The 22,917-nt window shown below is 63.0% G+C and carries 23 protein-coding genes and 1 pseudogene; 11 read left to right on the forward strand and 13 right to left on the reverse strand.

The genetic code is table 11. The annotated features are described in order from the left end of the window. Positions 1-24 precede the first annotated feature (24 nt). Positions 25-1,284: pseudogene (locus tag SIB46_RS08560) on the forward strand (glycosyltransferase); the annotation flags it as partial. A gap of 93 nt (positions 1,285-1,377) precedes the next feature. Here SIB46_RS08560 and purT read toward each other — a convergent pair. Then, a complete protein-coding gene (purT, locus tag SIB46_RS08565) occupies positions 1,378-2,559 on the reverse strand; it encodes a formate-dependent phosphoribosylglycinamide formyltransferase (protein WP_413295733.1) in 1,182 nt (393 codons plus the stop codon). A 61-nt stretch (positions 2,560-2,620) separates the two neighbouring features. Here purT and SIB46_RS08570 point away from each other — a divergent pair, with 61 nt between their 5' ends. Further along, on the forward strand, positions 2,621-2,773 hold the full coding sequence (locus SIB46_RS08570; RefSeq protein ID WP_186548959.1) for a cytochrome B6: 153 nt from the start codon (positions 2,621-2,623) through the stop codon (positions 2,771-2,773). Here the strand turns inward: SIB46_RS08570 and SIB46_RS08575 are convergent. From SIB46_RS08575 to SIB46_RS08585, 3 genes are read right to left on the reverse strand one after another with little or no spacing between them, the layout of a single operon-like run. Continuing rightward, positions 2,770-3,027, reverse strand: coding sequence for a hypothetical protein (locus SIB46_RS08575; RefSeq protein ID WP_413295734.1), 258 nt, complete (start codon positions 3,025-3,027; stop codon positions 2,770-2,772). The two genes, SIB46_RS08570 and SIB46_RS08575, sit on opposite strands and share 4 nt — an antisense overlap. A gap of 38 nt (positions 3,028-3,065) precedes the next feature. After that, positions 3,066-4,151, reverse strand: coding sequence for a phospho-N-acetylmuramoyl-pentapeptide-transferase (mraY, locus tag SIB46_RS08580; RefSeq protein WP_413295735.1), 1,086 nt, complete (start codon positions 4,149-4,151; stop codon positions 3,066-3,068). A 54-nt stretch (positions 4,152-4,205) separates the two neighbouring features. Beyond that, a complete protein-coding gene (locus SIB46_RS08585) occupies positions 4,206-4,466 on the reverse strand; it encodes a DUF3134 domain-containing protein (protein WP_413297744.1) in 261 nt (86 codons plus the stop codon). Between the two features lie 69 nt (positions 4,467-4,535). Here SIB46_RS08585 and SIB46_RS08590 point away from each other — a divergent pair, with 69 nt between their 5' ends. Continuing rightward, a complete protein-coding gene (locus SIB46_RS08590; RefSeq protein WP_413295736.1) occupies positions 4,536-4,718 on the forward strand; it encodes a hypothetical protein in 183 nt (60 codons plus the stop codon). Between the two features lie 15 nt (positions 4,719-4,733). Next, positions 4,734-5,951 carry an argininosuccinate synthase gene (locus SIB46_RS08595; protein ID WP_413295737.1) on the forward strand — a complete coding sequence of 406 codons (1,218 nt, stop codon included), beginning with the start codon at positions 4,734-4,736 and terminating at the stop codon, positions 5,949-5,951. Here SIB46_RS08595 and SIB46_RS08600 read toward each other — a convergent pair. From SIB46_RS08600 to SIB46_RS08615, 4 genes are all read right to left on the reverse strand, one after another. After that, positions 5,881-6,306, reverse strand: coding sequence for a hypothetical protein (locus tag SIB46_RS08600; RefSeq protein ID WP_413297746.1), 426 nt, complete (start codon positions 6,304-6,306; stop codon positions 5,881-5,883). The two genes, SIB46_RS08595 and SIB46_RS08600, sit on opposite strands and share 71 nt — an antisense overlap. Before the next feature lie 85 nt (positions 6,307-6,391). Next, complete coding sequence (gene rpsF, locus SIB46_RS08605) at positions 6,392-6,799, reverse strand: 30S ribosomal protein S6 (RefSeq protein WP_413295738.1); 408 nt, start codon at positions 6,797-6,799, stop codon at positions 6,392-6,394. An 82-nt stretch (positions 6,800-6,881) separates the two neighbouring features. Continuing rightward, entirely contained in the window at positions 6,882-7,346 is a 465-nt protein-coding gene (locus SIB46_RS08610; RefSeq protein ID WP_413295739.1) for a Tic20 family protein, read from the reverse strand. Beyond that, positions 7,339-8,235, reverse strand: coding sequence for a shikimate dehydrogenase (locus SIB46_RS08615; RefSeq protein ID WP_413295740.1), 897 nt, complete (start codon positions 8,233-8,235; stop codon positions 7,339-7,341). Before SIB46_RS08615 ends, SIB46_RS08610 begins: the two co-directional genes overlap by 8 nt. 91 nt (positions 8,236-8,326) lie before the next feature. Here SIB46_RS08615 and dnaK point away from each other — a divergent pair, with 91 nt between their 5' ends. Further along, positions 8,327-10,234, forward strand: coding sequence for a molecular chaperone DnaK (dnaK, locus tag SIB46_RS08620; protein ID WP_413295741.1), 1,908 nt, complete (start codon positions 8,327-8,329; stop codon positions 10,232-10,234). A gap of 63 nt (positions 10,235-10,297) precedes the next feature. Here the strand turns inward: dnaK and SIB46_RS08625 are convergent, their stop codons facing one another. Both SIB46_RS08625 and psbQ read right to left on the reverse strand, forming a co-directional pair. Next, on the reverse strand, positions 10,298-11,338 hold the full coding sequence (locus tag SIB46_RS08625) for an NAD(P)/FAD-dependent oxidoreductase (protein ID WP_413297747.1): 1,041 nt from the start codon (positions 11,336-11,338) through the stop codon (positions 10,298-10,300). Continuing rightward, on the reverse strand, positions 11,335-11,805 hold the full coding sequence (gene psbQ, locus SIB46_RS08630) for a photosystem II protein PsbQ (protein WP_413295742.1): 471 nt from the start codon (positions 11,803-11,805) through the stop codon (positions 11,335-11,337). The genes SIB46_RS08625 and psbQ overlap by 4 nt, the downstream gene beginning before the upstream one ends. An 86-nt stretch (positions 11,806-11,891) precedes the next feature. Here psbQ and SIB46_RS08635 point away from each other — a divergent pair, with 86 nt between their 5' ends. The 3 genes from SIB46_RS08635 to SIB46_RS08645 are packed head-to-tail and all read left to right on the forward strand — an operon-like array spanning position 11,892 to position 15,663. Beyond that, the gene (locus SIB46_RS08635; protein ID WP_413295743.1) at positions 11,892-13,484 is read left to right on the forward strand and encodes a GMC oxidoreductase; all 1,593 of its coding nucleotides are present in this window, start codon (positions 11,892-11,894) and stop codon (positions 13,482-13,484) included. Positions 13,485-13,523: 39 nt separating this feature from the next. Then, positions 13,524-14,378 (forward strand): formyltetrahydrofolate deformylase, encoded by an 855-nt coding sequence (gene purU, locus SIB46_RS08640; RefSeq protein WP_413295744.1) that lies wholly within the window; start codon positions 13,524-13,526, stop codon positions 14,376-14,378. 13 nt (positions 14,379-14,391) lie between these two features. Then, on the forward strand, positions 14,392-15,663 hold the full coding sequence (locus SIB46_RS08645) for an O-antigen ligase family protein (RefSeq protein WP_413295745.1): 1,272 nt from the start codon (positions 14,392-14,394) through the stop codon (positions 15,661-15,663). Here the strand turns inward: SIB46_RS08645 and SIB46_RS08650 are convergent. Beyond that, entirely contained in the window at positions 15,653-17,182 is a 1,530-nt protein-coding gene (locus tag SIB46_RS08650; protein WP_413295746.1) for a B12-binding domain-containing radical SAM protein, read from the reverse strand. The genes SIB46_RS08645 and SIB46_RS08650 overlap by 11 nt on opposite strands. 130 nt (positions 17,183-17,312) lie before the next feature. On the opposite strand from SIB46_RS08650, the gene SIB46_RS08655 reads away from it, so the two are divergent. Further along, complete coding sequence (locus tag SIB46_RS08655) at positions 17,313-18,119, forward strand: hypothetical protein (protein ID WP_413295747.1); 807 nt, start codon at positions 17,313-17,315, stop codon at positions 18,117-18,119. Here the strand turns inward: SIB46_RS08655 and acnB are convergent. Continuing rightward, a complete protein-coding gene (gene acnB / locus SIB46_RS08660; protein ID WP_413295748.1) occupies positions 18,116-20,719 on the reverse strand; it encodes a bifunctional aconitate hydratase 2/2-methylisocitrate dehydratase in 2,604 nt (867 codons plus the stop codon). The genes SIB46_RS08655 and acnB overlap by 4 nt on opposite strands. A 93-nt stretch (positions 20,720-20,812) precedes the next feature. Between acnB and SIB46_RS08665 the strand changes: the two genes are divergently transcribed. Then, positions 20,813-21,868 (forward strand): 3-deoxy-7-phosphoheptulonate synthase, encoded by a 1,056-nt coding sequence (locus SIB46_RS08665; protein WP_413295749.1) that lies wholly within the window; start codon positions 20,813-20,815, stop codon positions 21,866-21,868. Between the two features lie 83 nt (positions 21,869-21,951). Then, a complete protein-coding gene (locus SIB46_RS08670; RefSeq protein WP_413295750.1) occupies positions 21,952-22,281 on the forward strand; it encodes a hypothetical protein in 330 nt (109 codons plus the stop codon). Here the strand turns inward: SIB46_RS08670 and SIB46_RS08675 are convergent. Next, entirely contained in the window at positions 22,278-22,916 is a 639-nt protein-coding gene (locus tag SIB46_RS08675; protein ID WP_413295751.1) for a diacylglycerol/polyprenol kinase family protein, read from the reverse strand. The two genes, SIB46_RS08670 and SIB46_RS08675, sit on opposite strands and share 4 nt — an antisense overlap. Position 22,917 lies beyond the last annotated feature (1 nt).

Genomic DNA, 22,917 nt, shown 5'->3' on the forward strand with positions numbered 1-22,917 from the left:
TTAAAAAAGAGGGGGTAAATGTCTATGGGTTTGTATATCCTTCATTTACATCTTCACGGCTTGTTTCGTGGTCACGACCTGGAATTAGGGCGTGATGCTGATACTGGCGGACAAACCAATTATGTACTCGAATTAGCTAAGGCTCTCGGCCAGCACAGCGAAGTCGATCGCTTGGAAGTGATCACCCGCTGCATTGAGGATCGCCGCGTCAGCCCGGAATATGCGGTCCACCGCGAATCATTGACCTCCAAAGCCAGCGTTCTGCGCTTGCCATTCGGACCCCGCCGCTACCTGCGCAAGGAATTGCTTTGGCCCAATTTGGACCAATTGGTGGATGCTTTGGTGCTCCACATCACCCGCCAGCAGCGCCGTCCTGACTGGATCCATGCCCATTACGCCGATGCCGGTTGGGTGGGTGCTCAGATCCAACAGCGCCTCGGCATTCCCCTGGTGTTTACGGGTCATTCCCTTGGCCGTGAGAAGCAGCGTCGTCTGCTCGAGATCGGCCAGAACCCGGAGCAGGTCAACCAGCGCTACGCGATGGAGAGTCGGATCAGTGCTGAGGAGGAAGCGCTAGCGGCCGCCAGCTTGGTGGTCACCAGCACCCGGCAAGAAATCCGGGTTCAATATGAGCGCTACAGCCATTTCCACCCCGAAATGGCCGAGGTGATTCCACCTGGGGTCGACACCACCAGCTTTCAGCCCCAGGCCAGCCACAGAGGGGAAGATGGCGAGATTGCTGATCTCTTCCGCCCCTTCCTGCGCGAGCCCGATCGCCCCTGTTTCTTGGCGGTGTGCCGGCCTGATCGGCGCAAGAACATTCCCGCCTTGATTGATGCCTTTGGCAGCAGTCCGCTGCTGCGCGAGAAGGCCAACCTGCTGCTGGTGCTGGGCAACCGCGAAGGCTTCCACCCGCTGGAACGCAGTCAACGGGAGGAATGGCATCACGTGCTCGAAGCCATTGATCGTCAGGATCTCTACGGCCAGGTCGCCTATCCCAAACATCACAGCCGCTCCCAGGTGCCCGCGATCTATCGCTGGGCAGCCGCTCGCCGTGGCGTGTTTGTGAACCCTGCGCTCACCGAACCCTTCGGCTTGACCCTGATCGAAGCCGCGGCCTGTGGTTTGCCGGTGGTGGCCACCAACGACGGCGGTCCGATCGACATCCTGGGTCGTTGCCGCAACGGGTTGTTGGTGGATGTCTCTAGCCGAGAGGCGTTGCGCACCACCCTGGAGAAAGCCCTGGCTGCTGATGCCCCCTGGGATCAGTGGCGGCAGCAGGGCCTCGAGGCTGTGCAGCAGGCCTACAGCTGGGAAGCCCATGCCAGCCGTTATCTCCAGGTGGCGCGGCCCCTTTGCGCTGCTGCTCAGTTGGAATCAACCGCCAATCTCAAGAGCAACGGCCTGCGCGGCCGTGTCAGCGCGCCCACGCGCCTCCGCCAAGCTCGACCCGCTGGCCAGCGCCACGCCCATGCGCCGCATGGGCCGCGCTTCTGGCTTACCAAACAGCAGTAGTTCGCTCTCGGGCACAGCTAGGGCCTCGGCGACTCCCTGGTAGTTAACAGGTCCCCCCCGTTGGTCGGCGCCGGCCAAAATCACGCGGCTGGCGGCAGCTCCTGTGCTGGTGATGCTGGGGATGGGCAGTCCCAGGACGGCCCGCAGGTGCAGTTCAAATTCGCTGAGGTTTTGCCCGCGCAGGGTCACCAGGCCGGTGTCATGGGGCCGTGGAGATAACTCCGAGAAGATCACTTCGCCTGAGGCGATGAAGAATTCCACGCCAAAGATGCCGGCTCCGCCCAGGGCATCGGTCACCTGACGGGCCATGCGTTGGGCTTCCAGCAGTTGACTCTGCTGCAACTCGGCAGGCTGCCAGCTGCATTGGTAGTCGCCCCGTTCCTGGATGTGGCCAATGGGCGGGCAGAACAGGGTGGGTCCGTCCTTTTGGCGCACCGTGAGCAGGGTGATTTCCTGCTCGAACCGCAGAAATTCCTCCACGATCACCAAGCTGGAGTTGCCGCGGGCGCCTTGGGTGGCTGCTGTCCAGGCTTGCTGAAGTTCCTCGGGGTTGGTGGCCACGCTTTGGCCTTTGCCGGATGAGCTCATCACGGGCTTGACCACCACCGGCCAGCCCAGCGGTGCTGCGGCGCTGCTGAGTTCCTCGGCTGAGCTCGCGTAGCCAAAGCGGGCCGTGCGTAAGCCCAGCTCGCATGCGGCGAGATCGCGGATGCGATCGCGATTCATCGTGATCGCTGTGGCCCTGGCGGTGGGGATCACGGTGATGCCCTCGGCTTCGAGTTCGGCCAGGGCATCCACGGCGAGGGCCTCAATTTCAGGGATCACCAGGGCGGGCTGGTGTTCGCGAATCACTTGCTTAAGCGCTTCGGCGTCAGTCATCGCAATCACCACGGCGGTGTCGGCCACCTGCATCGCCGGAGCGTTGGCGTAGCGGTCGACCGCCACCACGCGGCAGCCCAGTCGCTGGGCGGCAATGGCCACCTCTTTGCCGAGTTCGCCGCTGCCAAGCAACAGCAGGGTGGCGGGCAGATGGGTGCTGTTCATGAAGCGATGGGCTGGTGAAAGGGTGAGGGGCTGCTAGACCGTCGTGCGGATCGAGGCCCCCATGCCGCTTTTTGCTTACGCCACTGTCGGTGATCCCGGCCCCATGCCGTTTGATCTCAATCTGGCGGGGTTGCAGAACGGCGTGCTGCTTTACCTGGGCCTTTCGGGCTTGGTGTTTATGGTGATTTGGATTGTTGGCTACGTGCGCCGTTAGGGGGTTGGGTTGCCTTCATCCAAGACCAGATCAAGCTGCTGCACCGGCGATTCCTCGCTGATGAAGCCATAGGCGCCAAACAGGGCCTCATCGTCGTGGGTGATGCGCTGCATGCCTTCAATGCGCTCAACGCGGAAGCCTTCGCTGGCCATGCGCCGCATCAGTTGGGCTGCTTCTTCAAAGCGGGAGGCCATCGCATCAAGGCTGGCGCATTCCGCCGTGAGCCCTTGTTCCTTCCAGGTGAAGTAGGGCACGGGCGCACGTGGCAGTTGTCTTAATTCTGCCCGCGTTTTCAGGGAACGAGGACGAGTCCGAGCGCCACCAGCAGCAAGCTGATGCCCCAGAAGCTCACCACAACGCGTCGTTCACTCCAGCCGCCCAATTCGAAGTGGTGGTGCAACGGCGCCATACGCAACAGGCGTTTGCCCTGGCCATCCGGTCCTTTGGTGGCTTTAAAGACCCACACCTGCAGGATCACCGACAGCGATTCAGCCAGCAGCAGGCCTCCCATCAGCAGCAGGGGCCAAAGGCTGTTGCTCAACAGGGCAAGGGCCGTGAGGGCAGCCCCCATGGCCAACGACCCCGTATCTCCCATGAACACGCGGGCGGGATGGCGGTTGTGCAGCAGAAAGCCCAGCCAGGCCCCAGCCAGTGCAGCGCCATAACCAGCCAGAGCGGGATCACCACCATTGCCGCGCAGCATCAGCTGCAGCGAGAGCCCCACCAGCACGATTGCGCCCACGCCGGCAGCCAAGCCATCGAGGCCATCGGTGAGGTTGGTGGCGTTGCTTTCAGCCAGAAACACAAACAGGCCCAGGGGCCAGATCAGCAAACCGATGGGCAACAGCCAGGCCCAGGGCAGGGCAATGGTCGCTGGGATCGCTCCATGCAGGCCGGCCCACAGCAAAAACAATCCCGCCGCCAGGGCCTGCAGCAGCAGCTTCCCTTTGGGTGTCAGGCCGGTGTTGTGGCGTTTGGTCAGGCTGCGCCAGTCATCGACGCCTCCGATCACCATGAAGGCCAGGGTCACCAGGCCGATGGGCAGCAACCTGGGGTCGCCTGGGCTGACCAGGCTGCCCACCACAACGCCACACGGCACCAGCAGCAGGCCGCCCATGGTGGGCGTGCCGGATTTGCTTTGGTGCGATTGGGGACCCTCTTGGCGGATCACCTGCCCCATCTTCAAGGAGCGCAGGCGTGGGACGCCGATCCAGCACACCAGCCAGCTGAGGGCGCCAGCCAGCAGCAGGGGCAAGCTCAGTTGCGGTCCGCCACTGAGGCCATCACTGATCAAGCAGGCCGCCAGGATCAGGGCAATCAGGCCCAGGCTCCATTGCAAGCCAGTACCTGGAAAGCGTTGGGCCTGCTGAGCGCTCAAAGGGTTGGAACCGGGCGCCGGGAACTTAGATCAGCCGCGCCGCGGCTGCCCAAATCAGTCTTCCCAGTTCTCTTCCTGGTTTTCGTCGTCCTTGGAGTAGTCCTCCTTGTCGCCCATCAGCGCGGAGAGTTCCTCCTCTTCCACGGTGGCCTGGTCGTTGGCGGCGTCTTCCTCATCGGCTACCAGGCGACCGCTGGTTTCCAGCCAGCTGAGCAGATCGGGCTCTTCCCGCAGCGGCAGCACCGGTGCAGGATCGTTGCGGTCGTAGCGGGTCAGCGAAGGGTTGAAACTATCGAGGGTGCTCATCGTGCTCATCGTGCTCATCAGCTGACGTCCCGCCCCGTGATTGACAATCCATCAACTTAACCGATGAACACCAAAGCCATGCAACTGCTGTTGGCATGGGGCGGTGCCCTGGTCGGCGCAGCCCTGCTGCGTTGGGGTGGAGCCCATCTCGAGCTTCCCTCTCCTGGGCTGCCATTGCTGCTGAGTTTGGTGTTTCTGCCGCCGCTGGCGATGGGCGTTTGGATTGCTTGGCGCTCGGCATCGGACAATCCTGTGGATTAAGTGACGACCGGATTCATGGCGCGGGCAAACAAGGTGGTGCTGGCTTACTCCGGCGGAGTGGATACCAGCGTCTGCATCCCCTACCTCAAACACGAGTGGGGCGTGGAGGAGGTGATCACCTTTGCTGCCGATCTGGGTCAAGGGGATGAGCTCGAACCGATTCGCCAGAAGGCGCTGGATGCCGGAGCCAGCCAGTCGTTGGTGGGTGATCTGATCGAACCGTTCATCACTGAATTTGCGTTTCCAGCCATCCGGGCCAATGCCCTTTATGAGGGCCGTTATCCCCTCAGCACCGCCTTGGCGCGGCCCTTGATTGCGCGCCGTTTGGTGGAGATTGCCCGGGAGGTGGGCGCCGATGCGGTGGCCCATGGCTGCACCGGCAAAGGGAACGACCAGGTGCGTTTCGATGTGGCCATTGGTGCCCTAGCGCCTGATCTCAAGGTGCTGACTCCGGCCCGTGAGTGGGGCATGAGCCGTGAGGAGACCATCGCCTATGGCGAGCGTTATGGCTTGCCCTCGCCTGTGAGCAAGCGCTCCCCCTATTCGATCGACCTGAACCTGCTGGGCCGTTCGATTGAGGCGGGTCCCTTGGAGGATCCCGATGTCGAGCCCCCAGAAGAGGTGTTCGCGATGACTTGCTCCACCGAGGCGGCACCAGCGCAGCCTGAGCTGGTCAGCATCGGCTTTGAGGCCGGCCTACCAGTGAGCATTAATGGCCAGCGCTTGGATCCGGTCAGCTTGATCCGCGAAGCCAATCGCCTGGCCGGCAGCCACGGTGTTGGCCGCCTCGACATGATCGAAAACCGGGTGGTGGGCATCAAGAGCCGCGAGATCTATGAAACCCCCGGCCTGTTGCTGCTGATTCAGGCCCATCAGGAAATGGAGAGCCTGACCTTGGCTGCTGATGTGCTGCGCACCAAGCGCCAGCTTGAGATGCAGTGGGCTGATCTCGTCTATCAGGGCCTCTGGTTCGGGCCGTTGAAAGATGCGTTGGATGGCTTCATCGAGCGCACCCAAGCCACCGTGAACGGCACGGTGCGCATCAAGCTGCACCGCGGTTCCGCCACCGTGGTTGGTCGCTCCAGTAGCGACAGCCTCTATGAGCCGGATATGGCGACTTACGGCGCCGAAGATCAATTCGATCACCGCGCCGCTTCAGGCTTTATCTACGTGTGGGGTCTTCCCACGCGGCTGTGGGCCGCGGCCAAGCGTCGGCGCGGCCACCACGGATGAGCCGCAGCAGCGGCGGCAGGCTCTCCTCATTGGTTTGCGGAGGCGTGTCGTCGTTGCTGGCTTGGGGAAACTTGAGGCGCACTTCGCCTGGCTGGGGCATCAACCGCTCCACTTGAGAGCGCAGGTGCTCGTTTTCCTCCATTAGCAATTTCTGGCGCTCCAGCACTGGGGCCAGGCGCTGCGAGAACTTGCGTTCAAAAATGTCCGGGAGGTTTTCCAGCAAGCTTTCCAGCTCCTCGAGCTTGGAAGCGGCCTGATCCCTCTCGAGTTCCAGGCGCGCTGCACTGGCCTGATCCTCTAGTTCCTCAAGCCAGTGGGGCAGCGGTTCCCGATCTGCTGTCCACTCCGCCTGCATGGGGCCCAAGCCTTCTGGCCGGACCCTATCGGTCACAAACCAGCCCAGCAAGCCGTGACGGTCTGCTGGGCGTCAGCGCTCCAGCTCAGGCTGGGGCGTTTTGAGGCTCGCTCTTGGCTTGCTCCTGGTTTTCGGTGCGAGGGGTGTTGCTGGCCATGGGGTTGGCCGGGGCGGTGCTGCGGCCCAGGGAGCTGTGCTGACCCTCGTACTTGACGGTGAGATAACGGATCACGTCTTCGCTGAGGCGCATCGCCTTCTCCAGCGGGCCCACCTGCTTGCCATCACCGCTGTAGTTCAGCTGGATGTAGATGCCTTCGCGGTGCTTGCCGATGTTGTAAGCCAGGCGGCGCTTGCCACGCATTTGGCTGTCGATCACCTCGCCACCGGATTCGACCACCAGGTCGCGGTACTTGTTGGCGTGGGACTCAACTTCCTCCTCGGCGATATCCGGCCGGAGGATGTACATGGTTTCGTAATTGGGCTTCGCGCTCATGCTGCCTGTGGGGTGAACCCGGACCAACGGTCCGGAGGCGGACTTCGACGGTGCGTCGAACTGATCACCCTACCCCTTGGCCTTAGAGCTGCATTCGCACCGCTTCTGAGAGTGAGGGCAGATCGGCTTCTTTGCCGCGGATGCACTGAATGGAGGCGTAAAGCACCAACACCAGGGCACCAATAAAGACCGTGTTGTTGAGGGTGCGGATCATCAGGCTGTTGCCCAAGGGGCTGAGCAAGACGTTGAAGGCCAAGGCCAGCACCACCAAAAGGATGTCCAGCAAGATCGCTTGCAGCACGTTGAAGCGCAGGTAGTAGGGCACGTTTGGATTGCGCACCACCACCAGGAACAGCACCAGGAACAGCAGAAAACCTCCAAAGGGGATCGAGCGCTCTAGTAGCAGCACCGGGGTGGCCGGGAGCGCCAGGTAGGAGATCCAGGGAAAGAGGTTGTAGAGCTCACGCCCAAAGCTGAGGGCGTCCGACCAGGGCAACAGGTAGGCCAGCAAGCCCAGGAGCCGTTGCCAAAGGGGAATGTCAGCCATGGTCTGCCGCGGCGGGTTCCAAGGCTAGGGCGGCTGCTCGGCGCATCGCATCCACCGGGACCTGCTCCAGCCCAGTCCAGAGCTTGAGGGCGGCAGCGCCTTGCTGCACCAGCATCTCGAGCCCATCGATGACGCTGAGGCCGCGCTGGGCGGCCAGTTTCAACAGCAGCGTTGGCCGGGGGGTGTAGACCACGTCGTAGACGACGGCGGTTTCCGGCAGCAGGGCGAGTTGTTCAGGGCTGAGGGGCGTTTGATCGCGCATCTCAGCCATGCCCAGCGGCGTTCCATTCACCACCAAGTTGCTGCGCTCCAGCAGGGGTTCGAGAGGTTCATTGCCGCTGCTGAGCAGCAAAGGGGGTGCCCAACTGCGGACGTCTTCCGCCAGGGCTTCCAACTTGCTGCGGTTGCGCCCGCGCAACACCACTTGCTTGATGCCCAGCTCGCAGCAGCTGCGCAGCACGGCCCGCACCACGCCGCCGCTGCCCAGGATCAGGGCCTGGCCCCCTGGCGGCAAGCGCCCGCTTAAGGGGGTGAGGAAGCCACTCCAGTCGGTGTTGGTGCCGCGCCAGCCGCCTTGGCCATCGGGGATCAGGCAGTTCACAGCACCGAGCTCGCGAGCCACGGCATCCACGCTGCTCAGCAGTGGCTGCACCGTTTCTTTGTGCGGGATGGTGACGCTGAGGCCGCGGCAGCCCAGGGCGGCCAGGCCCTCGATGGCGTGCTGCAGCCGATCGGGCGCCACCGCAAAGGCGAGATAACGCCAGTTCAGCCCCAGTTCAGCGAGGGCTGCGTTGTGCATCACCGGTGAGAGGGAGTGGTGGATGGGCTGGCCAATCACCCCCAGCAGCTCAGTGGAGGCGTTGATCGGGGCTGCAGCTGTGGAGTTCATGGGCGGCCGTTGTTCGGGAACCACACCTCGTCGGGAGGGGGAACTGCTGACGAAGATGCAACAAGTTTGAGAGGTCTAACGAGGAGTTCGTATGGGCAAGGTCGTCGGCATTGATCTGGGCACCACCAACAGCTGCGTTTCGGTGATGGAGGGCGGCAAGCCCACCGTGATCGCGAATGCGGAAGGGTTCCGCACCACCCCCTCGGTGGTGGCTTACACCAAGAACCAGGACCAGCTGGTGGGGCAGATCGCCAAGCGCCAGGCGGTCATGAATCCGGATAACACCTTCTATTCCGTCAAGCGTTTCATTGGTCGCCGCGTTGATGAGGTCAACGAGGAATCCAAAGAGGTGAGCTACGGCGTTGAAAAGGCCGGCTCGAACGTGAAGGTCAAGTGCCCCGTTCTCGATAAGCAGTTCGCACCGGAAGAGGTGTCAGCCCAGGTGCTGCGCAAGCTGGCCGAAGACGCCGGCAAATACCTCGGTGAAAACGTCACCCAGGCGGTGATCACGGTTCCCGCTTACTTCAACGACTCCCAGCGCCAGGCCACCAAGGACGCCGGCAAGATCGCCGGCCTTGAGGTGCTGCGGATCATCAACGAGCCAACCGCAGCAGCTCTGGCCTACGGCCTCGATAAAAAGAGCAACGAGCGCATCTTGGTGTTCGACCTCGGCGGCGGCACCTTCGACGTTTCCGTGTTGGAGGTTGGCGATGGTGTGTTCGAGGTGCTCTCCACCTCCGGTGACACCCACCTCGGTGGTGATGACTTCGACAAGGTGATCGTTGATCACCTGGCCGACACCTTCAAGTCCAACGAAGGCATCGACCTGCGCCAGGACAAGCAAGCGCTGCAGCGCCTGACCGAGGCGGCTGAAAAAGCCAAGATCGAGCTCTCCAGCGCCACCCAAAGCGAGATCAACCTGCCGTTCATCACGGCCACTCCTGAGGGTCCCAAGCACCTGGATCTGAACCTGACCCGCGCCAAGTTCGAAGAGCTTGCCGCCAAGCTCATCGACCGCTGCAAGGTGCCTGTGGAGCAATCCCTAAAGGACGCCAAGCTTTCCCCCAGCGAGCTCGACGAGATCGTGATGGTGGGCGGCTCGACCCGCATCCCCTCCATTCAGGAGCTGGTCAAGCGCGTCACCGGTAAAGACCCCAACCAAACGGTGAACCCCGATGAGGTGGTGGCCGTTGGCGCCGCCATCCAGGGCGGTGTGTTGGCCGGTGAGGTCAAGGACATCCTGCTGTTGGACGTGACCCCGCTGTCACTGGGTGTGGAAACCCTCGGCGGTGTGATGACCAAGATGATCAACCGCAACACCACGGTTCCCACCAAGAAGACCGAGACCTACTCCACAGCGGTGGATGGCCAGACCAATGTGGAAATTCACGTGCTCCAGGGTGAGCGCGAGATGGCCTCTGATAACAAGAGCCTCGGAACCTTCCGCCTCGATGGCATTCCCCCGGCCCCCCGTGGCGTGCCCCAGATCGAGGTGACCTTCGATATCGACGCCAACGGCATCCTCAGCGTGACCGCCAAGGACAAGGGCAGCGGTAAGGAGCAGACCATCTCCATCACCGGTGCCTCCACCCTCAGCGACAACGAGGTGGAGAAGATGGTCAAGGACGCCGAAGTCAACGCTTCGGCCGACAAGGAGAAGCGCGAGCGCATCGACCTCAAGAACCAGTCGGAAACCCTCGTTTACCAAGCTGAAAAACAGCTCAGCGACCTTGGCGACAAGGTGTCGGCTGATGACAAGAGCAAGGTGGAAGGTTTCACCACCCAGCTCAAGGAGGCGATCGAAAAAGACGACTTCGACACCATGAAGAGCGTCCAGGAAGAGCTGCAGCAGGCGCTGTACGCCGCCGGTGCTGCTGTGTATCAGCAGGGTGCTGATGGTGCAGCAGCTGCCGCCGGTGGGGCGAATGGTGCCGGTGGTGCTGACAGCAGCGCTGCCGGTGATGACGTCATCGACGCCGAATTCACCGAGACCAAATAGGTCTTTCGTTAGCTCAATTTTTTGCCTCAGCCTCCCGCAAGGGGGGCTTTTTTGTGGCTGGCGTCAGCTGTTTTGGATTTGGGTGGCGGCCCATTCAGCGCAGGCTGGAGCCAACAGGATGCCGTTGCGGTAGTGACCGCTTACCACCAATAGATGTGGTTGTGGTTGCTCCAGCACCGGTGCTGGTTGGCCGCTAGGGCGTGCCCGTAGGCCTTGCCATTGGCGCAGCACTTGGGCCTGTTGCAGCCAGCCGGGGGCTGTGCCCTCCAGGCTCTGCAACTCAGCCAGCGCTGGGGCCGATGCCTTGTCTCCGGGCTCCAAGGTGGCCCCGAGCCAGATCCGGCCATTGGGCCGCGGCACCAGGTTGATGCCTTTCCAAATCAGGCACCCACTCCACGCCGGTTGGCCGCGATGGAGTTGCAGCTCCAAGGCCTGCCCTAATACCGGTTCCATCGGCAGGGAGTGGCCCAGTGATTCGAGCAGGCCGCTGCTACCCAGCCCTGCAGCGATCACGAGCCAGTCAGAGCTGAGTTTGGAGCTGTTATCCAACCGCAGTGTCCAGGGTCCGCCGCCATTGCCATCGATGCCGATGACGTTGGCTTCAACCCGTTCAAGACCTTGTTCTGCGCTCGCCACCTGCAAGCGTTGAATCCATTGCATGGGATCGAGCTGGCCATCACCCTCCGACCACACGCCACCGATCACCCCATTCGGTAGTTCCGGCAGGGCTGCTTGGTTGACCCGCGCGCTGAGATCAGCAGCGCTAAGCAGTTCCAAGGATTGGCTCTGCTGCACCAGCCGTTGCTGGCGTTCCCACTCCTGGGATTCAGAGGCCAGCAGCAACAAGCCGCGCTGGATGGGTAGCTGGAGTTGCCCTTGCCACTGCAGCAGCAGCTGCATCGAACGGCGTCGCAAGCGCCAGCCGCGGCCGCTGCGGCGTTGATACACCTCAGCCATTAACAGCCCCAGGGCTGCGGCACTGCCTTGGGGAGCCGTGGCCGGAGCAATCAGCTGAACCTGATGGCCCTGCTGTTGCAGCAGCCAAGCGCAGCAGTGGCCAACGAAGCCACCGCCGATGACGGCAATTCGGGCTTGGGCGCTCAGCTCAGGGCGTCAGCGGGGATCATCTCGGCGTAGGCACCAAAGCCGCTCGCCACCCGGCTGTATTCCTTGGTCAGGCGGGAGCCGTCCTGCAGGCGGGCCGCTTCATCGAGCTCAGCCAGAGCGGTCTTGAGTTCAGCTGCGCGCTTGTCGGCTTCCTTGCGGTCTTGGGGCAGCAGGCGCTGGTTGATGTAGAGCATTTCGCGGCCGAGGGGCTGCATGGGGCCGCGAATCAGGTTGCGGGTGAAGACCCAATCCCTCTCGTTCACCAAGCTGGCCAGTTCGGGTAGGCGATCCTTGGCTTCCATGAACTCTTCGGCCTGACGGCGGATTGCCGCCATGTCTTCGGGGCTGATGGTCTTGGCCGCTTTGCCCTTGGCCTCAGCTGGAGAGATGAAGCCAACACAGAGCAGAAGAACCAGTGCCACGGCGGCGAGTCGACGCAGCAGAGAAGCCAAGGCGGAGGCCATTGCAGGGGATCTGAATCAGGGGGAGTGTAAGAGCCGCCTTTGCCGATCTGGCTTGCGGCAGCATCAGGTGTAACAGCGACCGAGGTGTGGCACGCCGCTTTGATCCAGCCCTCACCTACGACGCCGTGGTGGTGGGAAGCGGTGCCACAGGTGCTGTGGCCGCTCAGACCTTGGCGGAGCAGGGCCTGCAGGTGTTGGTGCTGGAGGCCGGCCCGGAGTTATCGGCGCAGCAGGCCCTCGGCTCGGAACCTCGCAACATCGCTCGCCGTTTTCAGCATCTGCTGGCAGGGCGCCATCGCTTGCAAAGCCAGCACCCGGGCTACTGGAAAAACAACCCGGATCTCTACATCGATGAGCAGCTCAATCCCTACACAACCCCTGCAGAGCAGCCCTTCCTCTGGACTCGGGGCCGCCAGGTGGGGGGCAAGAGCCTGAGCTGGGGCGGCATCACCCTGCGCCTCTCCGAGCGGGAATTTGCCCAGGGTTGGCCTGTGGGCCACGAGGATCTGGCCCCTCACTACAGCGCCCTGGAACAGCAGCTGGGTGTTTGGGGCCACCGCGATGGGCTGGAGCTGCTGCCCGATGGCGATACCCAGCCAGCGGCGCCGTTCACACCGGGTGAGGTTCAACTCTCCAAGACCTGCGAAAGCTTGGATCTGCCCTTCATCGCCTCCCGCGGCTTTGCTCGGCACCGGCCTAGCCGTGATGGTCCGTGGCCCCGCTTTTCAGCTCAAGGGGGTGCGCTGCAAGCAGCCCTGGCCAGCGGACGGGTGACGTTGCGCAGTGGCGCATTGGTGTCGCAGCTGCTGCTCAACCCCGCGCAGGATCAAACCGAAGGGGTGCTGTTCATTGATGCCGCCACTGGAGCTATTGAGCAGGCTTCAGCTCGGTTGGTGGTGCTCTGCGCCTCGACGATTGAAACCATTCGCTTGCTGCTGCTCTCCCGCGATGACCATCAATCCGGCGGCTTGATCGATCCCCAAGGGCTGTTGGGCCTGGGCTTGATGGATCACGTGTCGGTGGCGCGATTCTTTACGCTGCCGGCTCAACCCCCTGCTCCAGCCGGCACGGGTTTATCAGGCGCAGAAAGTTGCTTTATTCCCAACACCGGTGAGGGCTATGGGCTTTGGTGTGCGGTGCAACGGTTTGATCCACCATCTGTGTTGCAGCGTCAGCCCGACACCGCCTTGGGCTTTTTGATCGGCCACGGCGAGGTGCAGGCCGATGGGCGCAATCGGGTTGTGCTGGATGCCCAGGCCCGTGATGCCTGGGGCTTGCCCGTGCCGCATATCGCCATGGGCTGGCGTGAGCCCGAACAGCAGTTGCTGGAGCAAATGCTCGAGCGCATCCACACGGTGGTGGACGCGGCCGATGGCATGGTGCGGCCGATTGAAGAGCTGCTGCATCTGCCCTTGGTGGAGCCATGGGTGCGCACCAGTGCAGCGGGTTCCCAGCGGCCAGGGCCACCCGGCTATTACATCCATGAATTGGGCGGCGTGCCGATGGGCTCAGATCCCGCCACATCCCTCTTGGATGGTTGGAACCGTTGGCGTGGTTGCTCCAATTTGCTGGTCACCGATGGGGCCAGCTGGCCGTCATCGGGGTGGCAGAGCCCAACGCTCACCTCCATGGCACTGACGCGGCGGGCTTGCTTGCAGGCGGGGCAAGCAAGCCACTGAGGCTGGCGTTAAAACGGGTCCCACTGCTATCGCCTCGCCATGGTTGCCCCAACGGCAATCCTGCAGTTGATCTGCCCTGATCGCCCTGGCTTGGTCAGCGAGTTATCGGGTTGGGTGTCCGCCAATGGCGGCAACATTCGCCACGCCGATCACCACACCGACAGCGGTGCGGGTTTGTTTCTCAGCCGTTTGGAGTGGGACCTCGAAGGCTTTGGCTTGCCGAGAGCCAGCCTGCCTGAGGCGGTTCAAGCCCTCTCAGCCCGGTTGGGTGGTGAGGGGCAACTGCACTTTTCCGATCAGCAGCGGCGTGTGGCGTTGTTTGTCAGCAAACAAGACCACTGCTTGCTGGATCTGCTCTGGCGCACCCGCGCTGGGGAGTTGCCGATGCAGGTGCCGCTGGTGATCAGCAATCACCCCGATCTGCGAGCGATCGCCGAAGACTTTGGTGCCCGCTTTGAGTTGGTGCCGGTGAGTGCAGAGAGCAAGCACCAGGCTGAGCAGCGGCAGCTCGAGCTCTTGGCAGAGGAGGGGATTGATCTGGCCGTTTTGGCCAAATACATGCAGGTGCTCAGTGGCGATTTTCTGGGCCGCTTCAGCCCGGTGATCAACATCCACCATTCCTTTTTGCCGGCCTTTACCGGGGCTCAGCCCTATCACCGCGCTTGGGAGCGGGGCGTCAAGTTGATTGGCGCCACGGCCCACTACGTCACCGAAGAGCTCGATGCCGGCCCGATCATCGAACAGGCCACGGTGCATGTGAGTCACCGCGATGAGGTCCATGATCTGATCCGTAAAGGACGCGATATGGAACGCCTCGCCTTGGCGCGGGCCCTGCGTCAGCATCTGCACCATCAGGTGATGGTCTATCGCGGCCGCACCGCCGTTTTCGATTGAGCAACCCAAGCCTTTGCCGTTGATCGAGCGCCTACAGCAGCACCGCCCGTCGGTGGCCACCCGCTCGGGTTGGCTGGCGTTTCAGCTTGGCCTCTTCCTGCTGGCCAGCAGTTTGTTGCTGGCGGTTATTCCCTTGTTTTGGGCCCTGCTGGAGGGCACACGCCATCACCGCCCGCGTTGGTGGCGTGATCGGGTCAACCTCTGGTTGTTGGCGGTGGCGGCGTTGATGACCTGCGCAGCTCCCTTTGCCCGCAGCGGCTGGTTGGCCTGGCCGGGTTTGGTGAATTGGCTGCCTTTTTTCTGGGGTTTCTGGGGTTTTCAGCCCTATGTGATGACGCCGGCAGCGCGGCGCCGCATCACCCAAGTGCTGGTGGCTGGCACCGTGCCGGTGGTGGTTACAGGCCTGGGTCAGTTGCTGCTGGGTTGGAGCGGTCCCTGGGAAGTGCTCAATCGTTTGGTGATTTGGCACATGGACCCCGGTGGTCTGCCGCCGGGTCGCCTCTCTGGGCTGTTTGATTACGCCAATGTGGCCGCGGCCTGGTTGGCATTCAGCTGGCCATTGCTCCTGGCGGTTGCCGTGAGCATCGGGCGGCAGTGGTGGGGCCGCTGGAGCTGGAAGCAGCCCACGGTGCTGCTGCTGCTGGTCTCGCAGCTGGCGGCCCTTTATCTCACCGATTCACGCAATGCCTGGGGTGCAGCTGTTGTGGCGGTGCCGTTGGTGTTGGGCCCAGCCCGCTGGATTTGGTTGCTGCCGGTGCTACTGCTTTTGCTGCTGCCGGTGCTGCTGGCGGTGTTGCCTGGGATCCCGGAGCTGCTGCAGTTGCCGGCGCGGGCGATCGTGCCGGAGGCGATTTGGGGCCGGCTCAGTGATCTGGCCTTTAGCGAACGGCCCTTGGCCTCCACCCGCCTGGGGCAATGGTCGGTGGCCGTCAGCCTGGTGGCTGATCGCCCTTGGTTGGGCTGGGGTGCGGCGGCGTTCAGCCTGGTGTATCCCGAGCGGGCCGGCGTTTGGCATGGCCATCCCCACAACCTGCCGTTGGAGTTGGCCATCAGCTTTGGCTTGCCAGCGGCCCTGATGCTCATTGGCTTGGCCCTGTGGCTCTTGGTTCGCTCGCTGCAGCGCGGCATGTTCGGCGCTGACCCTTTTGAGCGGGGCTGGTGGACAGCGTTTGTGATTTTGGCGTTGCTGCACGCCACCGATCTGCCCCTGTATTCCGGCCAGATCAATGTGGTGGGCTGGATCTTGCTAGCGGGGCTGCGGGCAGCCGCCTGGCCTAGGCCGTAAGCGCTTCAGCCTGGTGCTTGGCCAGGGTTGTCTTGGGCAGGGGGCCATCGAGGTGCTCCCAGGGCAGCACCCGATCGCTGCTCCAGCAGCCATGCACTACCTCATCCCAAGGCGGGAGATCGCCTTTGAGCTCTTTGTAGGCCCGCTTCCAGCTGCCCTGGCTGTCGCTCTTGCCGCGCACGGCTGCAATCACGGGTGCTAGGCGCCTGTCGCTGCGGGAGAGCAACGTTTGGATCACGCTCCAGCCATAGCTCTCGGGCCGCAGATCGATGCCCTTGGGTTTGAGCCGTTTGGCCAGCAGCTTCAGGCGCTTTTCGGCTTCAGGCCGCACCCCCTGCCATTGGAACGGGGTGTGGGCTTTGGGCACAAAGCTGCTCACCCCCAGGCTGAGCCGCAGGCCAGGGGTGGCTTTTTTTAGCGCCAGCAGCAGCGATGCTGTGGCTTCGATGTCGTCGTCGGTTTCGCTCGGTAAGCCGGCCATGCCATAGAGCTTGAGGGCGCTGAGCCCCCCTTCTTTGGCGTAGCGGGCCGCGGCGTGAATCTCGCTTTCGCTGAGCTTTTTGTTCACCACCTGGCGCAGCCGTTCGCTGCCGCTCTCGATGGCGATGGTGATTGATTTGCTGCCGCGGCTGGCCAGGCTGGCGGACAATTGCGGCGTCACCGTGGTAGCGCGCACCGAGCTCACGCTGATGCGGGTGTCGTCGAATTGCGGCTGACTGAGCCACTGCAGCAGCTCATTGAATTGCGGGTGCTGGGTCACCGAGGCCCCCAGCAACCCCAGGCGCTTGGTGGCGCCAAGGCCCTTCTCCACCGCAGGAATCAGGCCGTCATCAAGGGAGGGGGTGCGAAACGGCAGGGTCAGGTAGCTGGCCAGGCAGAAGCGGCAGAGCTCCGGGCAGCTGCGCACCACTTCCACCATGTGAATCGAAGGCCAGGCGGCCTCTGGGGTGATCACCGTGGAGTGGCTGAGGGTGTTGCCGCGCCAGGTTTGCTTGCTGATGCGCGCCGGCACAGCGCTATCGATTGGTTCAATTGCCTGCAGTTGGCCGCTGGCGTCGTAGCGCGGGGCATAAAGCCCGGGGACATAGATCCCCTCCACTTGGGCGAGTCGCTTGAGCTGCTGTTGCCGCGGTTCCCCGCGCACCTCTTGCAGGGCGTCGATGAAGGCGGGCAGCAGCAGTTCGCCGTCGCCCAGCAGCACCACATCGAAGAAGGGGGCCAAGGGTTCGGGGTTGGCGGTCAGCACCGGCCCACCGCCAAACACGATCGGATCGTCATCCCCGCGCTCTGTGCTCCATAGCGGGATGCGCTGCTGCTCCAGCAGATCGAGCAGCACCGGGCCATCGAGCTCCCAGCTCAGGGAGAGGCCAAACAGATCACAGTGGCGATGGGGTGGGTCGCCTTGATCGGTGAACAGGCGCCGCACATCGAGATCATTGCGGCCGGCCAGGCTGGCCCAAACCACCTGGTATCCCAGGCTGGTGATGCCCACCGAGTAGGTGCTGGGGAAGGCCAGCACAGCGCGTAGGGCACCAGCCGCCGGTTGGGCTGGTTCAAACAGCAGCGTTTCCTGGTTCAGGCGCGGAAGGCTGTGGTGTTCCCATCATCCCTGCGATCGGTAGGCTGCTGCGCCCACGGTCTGGCTGCGGATGTTCATCGCCGATCGCCTGATCTATGTGGAGCTGCCCAAGACGGCTTGCACCCACATCGGCAAGCTGTTGGCGCTGGTGGTTCCCGGTGAGCAGCGGGGGAAGCACAACAAACCCGGCCAGGCTGAGTTCGATCGCGGGCCGGTGTTTCTCGGTTCCGTTCGCAATCCCTGGGCTTGGTACGTCTCGCTGTGGGCCTATGGCTGCCAGCAGGAGGGAATGCTGTGGGAAGCCCTCACCCACGGCCGCGGTAGCGTGCGGGGTTTGGGTTGGCGCGCTGCGCCGATCTATGCCGGCCGGCGGTGGCTGCACAGCCTGCGCCAGCGCCCCGCAGAGTGGCGGCGGCTTTACAGCGATGTTCAAGACGTGCAGGCGTTTCGCACCTGGCTGCGTTGGTTGCATGAGCCCGCCCGCCGTTGGGACAGCGCCGAGCGCTTTGCCTTGCATGCCTGCGCTGAACGGGTGGGTCTGCTGACCTACCGCTATCTCGATTTGTTCTGCCGCGGCGGTTTTCGCTCCATCGCTGATCTCGAGAGCCTGCGCGCCTTTGACGCCCGCGCCAACTATCTCGATCACGTGATCCGCACCGAGCACTTGGAGCAGGACCTGCTGATGGTGCTGGAGCGTTTGCAGATCTCCATCAGTGATGAGCAGCGCAGCCAGATCCTGGGGGGCGGCCGCAGCAATCCGTCCCGCGGCAAACGCAGCCGCTGGCAGGACTATTACGACCAGGCCAGCATTGAGTTGGTGGCCCAGCGGGACCGCTTCATCACCGAACGCTTCGGCTACAGGCCGCCGGCGCTTTAGGCCTCGGCCAGCAGCTTCTCTTCTTCGGCTTGGCTCAACACCCTGCCTTCATCGGCGAAGCCCTGCACCTGATCGAAGTTCAAGTAGCGGTAGAGCTCAGCGCTGTTGGGATCAATCCGCTCAGCGGCCACAGCCAGGTATTCCTCGCGGCTGGGGATGCGTCCCAGTTGGGCGCACACCGCCGCTAACTCGGCGCTGCCGAGATAAACCTGGGCGCCATTGCCGAGTCGGTTGTTGAAGTTGCGGGTGCTGGTGGAGAACACGGTGGTGTTGTCTTCCACGCGCGCTTGGTTGCCCATGCAGAGCGAGCAACCCGGCATCTCCATGCGTGAGCCGGCGGCTTCGAAGGTGGCGTAGTAGCCCTCGGCTTTCAACGTCTCCTCATCCATGCGGGTGGGGGGGCAGACCCAAAGGCGCGCCGTGTTTTGCCCCTGACCTTCCAGCACGGTGGCCGCTGCCCTGTAATGGCCGATGTTGGTCATGCAGGAGCCGATGAATACCTCATCGACTTTGTCGCCCGCGACGTCGGAGAGGCTTTTGACGTTGTCGGGGTCATTAGGGCAGGCCACGATCGGCTCAGTGATCGTGTTGAGGTCGATGTCGATGACTGCGGCGTAGTCGGCATCGGCATCGGCTTCCAGCAATTGCGGGTTCGCCAGCCAGTCCTCCATGGCTTTGATACGGCGCGCCAGGGTGCGGGCATCGCTGTAGCCGCGGGCAATCATGTTTTTGAGCAGTGCCACATTGCTGCGCAGGTATTCGCTGACGGTGTCGACGCTGAGCTTGATCGTGCTGCCGGCGCAGGAGCGTTCTGCAGTGGCGTCTGTTAGCTCGAAGGCCTGCTCCAGCTTGAGATCGGGCAAGCCTTCGATCTCCATGATGCGGCCGTTGAAGACGTTCTTCTTGCCGGCTTTCTCCACCGTTAGGAGCCCCTTCTCGATCGCCACATAGGGGATGGCATTGACCACATCACGCAGGGTGACGCCGGGCTGAAGTTCTCCGCTGAAGCGCACCAACACCGATTCCGGCATGTCGAGTGGCATGGCGCCGATGGCCGCGGCAAAGGCCACCAGACCAGAGCCTGCAGGGAAGGAGATGCCGAGGGGGAATCGGGTGTGGCTATCGCCGCCGGTGCCAACGGTGTCGGGCAGCAGCATGCGGTTAAGCCAGCTGTGGATGATGCCGTCGCCGGTGCGCAAGGCCACACCGCCGCGGTTGCTCATGAAGTCGGGCAACTCGGTGTGGGTTTTGAGGTCCACCGGTTTGGGATAGGCCGCGGTGTGGCAGAAGCTCTGCATCACCAGATCAGCGGAGAAGCCAAGGCAGGCCAGCTCCTTCATCTCATCGCGGGTCATCGGTCCGGTGGTGTCCTGGCTGCCAACGCTGGTCATCAGCGGTTCGCAGCTGGTGCCTGGGTGCACGCCCGGCAGTCCGCAGGCGCGGCCCACCATTTTTTGCGCCAGCGTGAAGCCTTTGCCGCTGTCGGCGGGAGGCGTTGGGCGGATAAACAGCTCGGAGGCCGGCAAGCCCAATTGGCTGCGCACCTTGTCGGTCAAGGCCCGGCCGATCATCAAAGGAATGCGGCCGCCTGCGCGCACCTCATCGCTGATGGTGCTGGGCTTGAGATCGAAGCGGGCCACCACTTCGCCGTCGCGCTCGATCGTGCCGGCATGGGGGCGGATGGTGATCACATCACCGCTATTCAGCCCGGTGACGTCGCATTCGATCGGCAGAGCGCCGGAATCTTCTGCTGTGGTGAAAAAGATCGGGGCGATCTTGCCGCCCAGGATCACGCCACCACTGCGCTTGTTGGGCACATGGGGGATGTCGCTGCCGGTGTGCCACAGCACCGAGTTGATGGCTGATTTGCGGGAGCTGCCGGTGCCCACCACATCGCCCACGTAGGCCACCGGATGGCCTTTGGCTTTGAGGGCTTCGAGTTGCTCGAGGCCGCCGGGCATACGGGTCTCGAGCATCGCTGTGGCATGCAGCGGGATGTCAGGACGCGTGGTGGCGTGGGTGGCCGGGGAGAGATCGTCGGTGTTGGTTTCCCCCTCCACCTTGAACACCGTGACGGTGATCGACTCGGGCAGCTCGGGCTTGGCCGTGAACCACTCCGCTTTTGCCCAGCTATCGATCACCTGCTTGGCGTAGCTGTTGCCAGCGGCCAGCTCGAGGACGTCGTTGTAAGCGTCGTAAACCAGCAGGGTGCGGCTCAGGCCTTCGGCCGCCGCTGCGGCCAGGCTGTTGTCGCTGTTGCTGAGCAGCCGGATCAGGGCCGCCACGTTGTAGCCGCCAATCATCGTGGCCAGCAGCCGGGTGGCCTCCAGCGGGCTCACCAAGGGGCTGCTGCGCCGGCCTTCGGCCACGGCACTGAGCCAGTCGGCTTTGACGTAGGCCGCTTCATCCACACCCGGTGGAATGCGTTCGCTGAGCAGATGCAGCAGCGTCTGCTCCTCCCCGCTGGGCGGTGTTTCCAGCAGTTCTGTGAGGGCTTTGGTCTGCTCAGCGTCGAGAGCTAAGGGGGGCACACCGAGGCCTTCTCGCTCAGCGGCGGCGGCGCGGTAAGCCGGCAGGAACGCGTCAGGGGTAAGGCTCATCGGTACGGCGTCAGCGACAAACTCAGCAAACCATTCTCTGATTTGCCGGGATGGCGGCGGATCTTAGGCTGAGCGATGCCTAGGTCTTGCCCGATGCTCCCCACCTCCGATCTGCATGTGGTGGAGACCCGCCCGTTGGTGGCACCGGCCATCTTGCATAGCGATCTGCCGTTGTCGGATCGGGCCAGTGAAACGGTGCGCCAGGCCCGTCAGCGGATTCAACGCATTCTTCGTGGCGAGGATCCGCGCTTGCTTGTGATCGTGGGCCCCTGCTCGGTTCACGATGTGGCCGCCGCTGAGGAATATGCCGGGGCGCTGGCTTTGATTCGTGAGCGTCTCAAGGACAGCCTTGAGATCGTGATGCGGGTGTATTTCGAGAAGCCCCGCACCACGGTGGGTTGGAAGGGTCTGATCAACGACCCCCATCTCGATGGCAGCTACGACATCAACAGCGGCTTGCGCCGGGCCCGTTCGCTGCTGCTGCAACTGGCTGAGCGGGGCCTGCCGGCGGCCACGGAATTGCTGGATCCAATCGTTCCTCAATACATCGCTGATTTGGTCAGCTGGACGGCCATTGGTGCCCGCACCACCGAAAGCCAAACCCACCGTGAGATGGCCTCGGGTTTGTCGATGCCCATTGGTTTCAAGAACGGTACCGATGGCGGGGTGATTGTGGCGATCAATGCCATGCAGGCCGCCGCTCGGCCCCATCATTTCCTGGGGATTAACCGTCAGGGGCACGCTTCGATCGTCTCCACCACCGGTAATCCCGATGGCCATCTGGTGTTGCGCGGTGGTGGTGGCCAAACCAACTTCCATGCGGAAGCCATCGCTTCGGTGGCCGCTGAACTCAAGGCCGCGGCGTTGCCCGATCGGGTGATGGTGGATTGCAGCCACGGCAACTCCAACAAGGATTACCGGCGCCAAGGTGAGGTGCTGACTGCCGTGGCCGATCAGGTGCGCCAGGGCTCCACGTCTGTTCTGGGCGTGATGCTCGAAAGCAATCTGGTGGAGGGCAATCAAAAACTGCCCGCTGATCTCAGTCAGCTGGCCTATGGCCAAAGCATCACCGATGCCTGCATCGATCTCACCACCACCGAACAACTGCTCGAGCAACTGGCGGCGGCGGTGCCGGTTCCTGTGGCGTAGGTCGTTGACGGCTGGTAGCGACGGGCACGGCCACTTGTTTTTCTCTGCTTAAGGTCAAACAGCTCTCCAAGAGGCCTTCCGTCATGGCCCTGTTGTTGCAGTTTTTTGGCATCAGCGATTCGCTGAATCTCTTTCGTCTGGAGCAGGGTCAGCCGGCGGGCCCTGTGTTTGCTGGGTTTCGCCCCTGTCAGCTCGATCGCCTGCTGGGATGGGGCCAACAAGCTGCTGAGCAGCGCTGTTGGGATCAGCAGCTCGTGCATCAAGCCCTGCTCAAGGGTTGGCTGGAAAAAGAGGAGCTGATTGCCCAGTGGCAACGGATCTTGGGTCAGGCGCCTGCCGACCGATTGCTGGTGGCTGGTTTGGGAACGCCTCAGGATTGGCAGTTGCGCTGCGAAAAGATGTTTGAGGCCTAGGCCCCAAGCCAGTAGGCCATGGCGGCCACGCCCATGGGCACGCTGAAGTTGTCGAGGCCTCCCCAGCTGATTTGCTCCAGCAAAGTGGCTGCCGCGCTGAGGGCGATCAGGGTTGGCCAGCTGAGATCACGCAGCAGCAAGCCCAGCACCAGCAAGCTGACGAGGGCCATCACGCTGGTTCCGATCAGCGATTTGGTTTGACCCATCACCTGCCAACGGGGTGATGAGAACGAAGAGCCCAGCAAGCCGGCGGCTCCATCACCGAGCACCATCACCAGCACGCAAGCGCTGACCAGATCAGCCCGTTGCGGCCACCAAAACCACACCAGCAAGGTGATGGAGAGCCCGTAGGCGATGGTGCCGATGCTGCGCCGGCCAACATCTTCCACTTCTGGCACTAGCCGGAAGCGGTGATTGATCAGGGCGATCAGCGTGGCCAGGCCAGCGGCTGGTAGGGCCCACTGCCGCGGAATTTGCAGAGTCCAGGCCAGCGGCACCGCCAGGCCAGCACCGATGTGCACCAGCTTGCGGCTGAGCTCTTTTTGCAGTGGCCAAATCCGCCGTGCGGTTTTTGCCGCAACCAGGACCAACACCAGCCAGAGGGCGACCCAAAGCAGGTTGGCGGCAGCGCTCAAC

Origin of the sequence: Synechococcus sp. MIT S9452 (assembly GCF_047304245.1) — a bacterium.
Taxonomy (GTDB): domain Bacteria; phylum Cyanobacteriota; class Cyanobacteriia; order PCC-6307; family Cyanobiaceae; genus RCC307.